Origin of the sequence: Mesorhizobium alhagi CCNWXJ12-2 (assembly GCF_000236565.1) — a bacterium.
Classification (GTDB): domain Bacteria; phylum Pseudomonadota; class Alphaproteobacteria; order Rhizobiales; family Rhizobiaceae; genus Allomesorhizobium; species Allomesorhizobium alhagi.
Genome location: NZ_AHAM01000327.1, coordinates 1 through 3,346 on the forward strand (window position 1 = coordinate 1; position 3,346 = coordinate 3,346).

Below are 3,346 nucleotides of genomic sequence, written 5' to 3' on the forward strand. Positions count from 1 at the left end.
GGGAAGCTTGTTGCCTGGCCGCAGGACGACGATGTCGCCGAGAACGACGTCGGCGGTCGCAACCTCGACCTCCTTGCCATCGCGGAAAACGTTGGCCTTGGGCGGCGCGAGATTGAGCAAGGCCCGGATGGCGGCGGACGCGCCAGCCCGTGCGCGCATCTCCAGCCCATGGCCGAGCAGGATGAAGACGAGCAGCACGCTCGCGGCTTCATAGAATTGCTCGCCTTCGAAAAAGAATGTCGCGCCGACACTGAAGAGGTAGCCGGTGCCGACGCTCAACACCACCAACACCGCCATGTTGAGCACGCCATTTTGCAGGGCGCGCCAGGCTGCAACCAGAAATGGCCAGACCGGATAAAGGATCGCGGCGCTGGCGAGGAAAAACATCGCGAGATCTTCGCTGAGCCCGAAGGGCGGGCGCAACCAGGGTTCACCCAGACCCATCGGCTCCATTGCGAAGATCGGCAGCGTGAAGACCAGGCTGACGAGGAAGCGATTGCGCATGTCGCTCACCATGTCCTGCATGTCCATGCCGGCGCCGTGGCCCATCTCGTGCGCCGTTGCGTCGTGCGGCACCTTGGCTGCGGCGGTTCCTTCCCGCTTGCTTGGCGCCGCGTCGACTGCGGCGGCGTGCTCCGCGTGTCCGTGCACATGTTCCGAGGGCGCGCGAGGATGTCCGGGCGGTACCGTAGTGCTATCGGGCAAGCAGAGGTGCCGTGGCACGGTCTCGCCCCGACAGTGAAAGCCGCAGGTTTCGATCTCGCGCGCCAGAGTCTGGGGATTCGTCAGCGCCTCGTCGAATTCGACGGTGGCGCTGGTCGAGCCAGCATTCATGGCGACGCTAGCAACGCCGGGCAAAGCGGCGAGACGTTTTTCGACTGCCGCGAAATCCATTATGCCGACAAGGTCGCGTACTTCCAGGGTCGCCTTCTTCATGGTCAGATCCTGTTTTTTTAGCAGATGGCTGCGGTTTGGTTGTGCAGGCCGCGGACAATCACCGCGGCCCGCAGATGTCCTAGCTTCGATAGGCGAAGGTCGACATCATCCCGGTCGCCATGTGGTAGAGATGGTGGCAGTGGAAGGCCCACTGGCCGGGATTGTCGGCATCCACGGCGATCGTCACCGAGCGATTGGGAGGTAGCAGAACCGTATCCCTCACCGCTCCCGCAAAGCGCTGCCCATCAATCGCAACGACCTGGAAATGATGGCCGTGCAGGTGCATCGGATGCGCCATCATGCTGGTGTTGCGCAGCGTCACTTCCACGCGGTCGCCCACATCCACCAGGATCGGTTCGTTGGTCTTCAAACCCCAGCGGTAGGCGGCCATGTCACCGGTGAGCGCCATGTCGAAGGTCTTCTCCGCCTGGCGCGATATAAGTGGCGCAACAGCCCGCAGCTGCGCCTCGAGTGCCAGATCGAGAACCGGGGCGTCGCCATCTCCGGCCGTCGAGACCTTGGCCACTGCCGCCCCGGCAGGACGAAGAATGATGCCGGTCCGCTCCTTGCTCCCCTCGCGCAGCGCCAGGATCGGAAATGAACGGGCTTCGCGCGGCAATTGCACGCGAACGTCGATGCGCTGTCCCATCGTCATCGGGAAGCGGCTGCCCTTGACCGGCTCGACGTCCTGACCGTCGACCGCGATCAGTTCGCCTTCGAGTTCGCCGAAATCGACCGTGAACGCCGTTGCGGTCGCGCCGTTGATGATCCGCACCCGCACGCGTCCGCCTGGTTCGACCGACACGATCTCCGGATCGTCCAGAGTCCGGTCGTTGGCCAGATAGGCATCATATTCGATGTCATTGAGATCCATGGCCATGCCGCCGTGGTTCATTCCCGCCATGGTGCCGGCACCCGCCCCGGACATGGCCATGCCGCCATGTTGCATCGGCGTAGCCTCACCGCCTGTCAGACCGGCCAGCAGTTCCTCCGGCGACGAAAACGAGAAGTCGTGAAGGAGAATGACAATCTCCTGCTCGTCTCTTTTATCGTCGTTTGGATCGGCGACGATCAGCGGCGCGGCGAGAAGCGCCTGCTCCTGTAGCGTATGGGCATGCATCCAATGGGTGCCCGCCTTGCCGACCGGAAAGTCGAAAGCGCGATCGGCTCCGGCGGCGATGAGAGGCAGCGGTGCCTCGCCGACGCCGTCGCTTTGCCATGGCGGCGTCAGGCCGTGCCAGTGGATGATGGTCGACTCGGCAGTCTCGTTACGGAGCAAGACATTGAAGGTATCCCCAGCCCGCAAACGGAGGCCCTGCGAGCCGTCTGCCTGCTGGAGGCCGAAGACGCTGGCAGCCTTGCCGTGCACCTCGATCGTGCGACGGACAATGCTAAGCAGCGTCTGGCCGGCTGGCTGACCGGCGACGGCCGCTGTGAGCAAAGTTGGCGGTACCGCGAAAGCTGCGGCGCCGGCGATTGCAGCTTTAAGGAATTCTCGGCGTTTCATGATCGTTTCCATCGGTTTTGAGTTCGAAATCTCGGAATTGAGGGGGTTCATTTGGGACAAATGGCTCCAATCCGCCGCCCCGAGGCGTCCAGCCTGGGGTGCAAGTGGAGTGGGAATTCATCGCGTGCGGGGCCTTTCGGTGGCGCCGAACAGCCGCTTCAAATGCGGGAAGAAGGCGGGCACGTGGACCGCATAGCGGTCGTATGCTTCGCCAAATTCCTTTCTCGCGTCACGCTCCTCGGTGAAGGAAAGCCGCACGTACATGCCGACAAGAATGGGGAACATCGCCAGCGTCAGCAGGGTCGGCCACTGGACGAGGAAGCCCGCCAGGACGAGCACAAAGCCGACATATTGCGGATGGCGGACATACGCATACGGGCCTCCAGTTGCGAGGCGCCCCTGCCGCTGCGCCTCATAAAGCACGCGCCAGGCGGCCGAGATCAACAGGAATCCGCCGCCGATCAGGATGAAGCTGAGGACGTGGAACGGGCCGAAATGCGGGTTCAGCCGCCAACCGAACATCATCTCCAAAAGATGGCCGGCATCATGCGAAAACCAGTCAATGGCTGGGAACCGCGATTGAAGCCAACCTGAGAGCAGATAGATCGTGAGCGGGAACCCATACATCTCAGCAAACAGTGCCACCAGGAAGGCGCTGAACGCGCCGAAGGAGCGCCAGTCGCGGCCCGTCTGCGGCTTGAAAAAGCTGAAGGCGAAAAGGATAAAAACCGCCGAATTGACGATGACCAGATCCCAGAGGCCATAAGCGGAGGATTGCTCGACCATGGTCATGCTCCTTTTCCGCGCTTCGAACCATTCTGCGCGCCCGGCTCAATTTTCTTGTGCCGGGTATGCCTGCCGTGACCGCCATGCCCCTGATGGCCGCTGTGCATGAACATGTGA

The 3,346-nt window shown here is 62.5% G+C and carries 3 protein-coding genes; all 3 read right to left on the reverse strand.

Translation table 11 applies throughout. The annotated features are described in order from the left end of the window. A partial coding sequence (locus MAXJ12_RS32880) for a cation transporter (protein ID WP_008840561.1) occupies nucleotides 1-936 on the reverse strand: 936 nt, incomplete at its 3' end. Between the two features lie 79 nt (nucleotides 937-1,015). Continuing rightward, on the reverse strand, nucleotides 1,016-2,443 hold the full coding sequence (locus tag MAXJ12_RS32885; protein ID WP_040589451.1) for a multicopper oxidase family protein: 1,428 nt from the start codon (nucleotides 2,441-2,443) through the stop codon (nucleotides 1,016-1,018). Nucleotides 2,444-2,560: 117 nt separating this feature from the next. After that, the gene (locus MAXJ12_RS32890) at nucleotides 2,561-3,229 is read right to left on the reverse strand and encodes a methyltransferase family protein (protein ID WP_040589452.1); all 669 of its coding nucleotides are present in this window, start codon (nucleotides 3,227-3,229) and stop codon (nucleotides 2,561-2,563) included. Between the last annotated feature and the right edge of the window lie 117 nt (nucleotides 3,230-3,346).